The organism is Streptomyces sp. NRRL S-118 (assembly GCF_000716335.1).
In the GTDB taxonomy this organism is placed as follows: domain Bacteria; phylum Actinomycetota; class Actinomycetes; order Streptomycetales; family Streptomycetaceae; genus Streptomyces.
The window spans coordinates 2,168-2,680 of record NZ_KL591053.1; the positions used below are offsets into that span (position 1 = coordinate 2,168).

General features: G+C 72.9%; 1 protein-coding gene. It reads left to right on the forward strand.

The window, feature by feature from the left end; all coding sequences use genetic code 11:
• A partial coding sequence (locus IH00_RS0136390; protein WP_031080778.1) for a beta-ketoacyl synthase N-terminal-like domain-containing protein occupies window positions 1-513 on the forward strand: 513 nt, incomplete at both ends.

Consider the following 513-nt stretch of genomic DNA (forward strand, 5'->3'; position numbering starts at 1 on the left):
GGCTCGTCCTGGAGACGGCCTGGGAGGCGTTCGAGGACGCCGGCATCGACCCCACGTCGCTGCGCGGCAGCGACACCGGAGTGTTCACCGGCGCGGTCACCTCCGACTACGGCGGCGCGCTCGTACAGGAACTGGAGGGGTACCGGCTGACCGGCACGACGACGAGCGTGCTGTCCGGGCGGATCTCCTACACGCTGGGCCTCGAAGGGCCCTCGATGTCGGTGGACACGGCGTGCTCCTCCTCGCTGGTGGCCCTGCACCTGGCCGCGCAGGCACTGCGCTCCGGCGAGTGCTCGCTGGCGCTGGCCGGTGGCGTGACGCTGATGGCGGGGCCGTACCTGCTGACGGAGTTCAGCCGGCAGCGGGCCCTGTCACCCGACGGGCGCTGCCGGTCCTACTCCTCGGACGCGGACGGCACCGGCTTCGCCGACGGTGTCGGACTGGTGGTGCTGGAGCGGCTGTCGGACGCCCGGCGCAACGGCCACGAGATCCTCGCCGTGGTGCGTGGCTCGG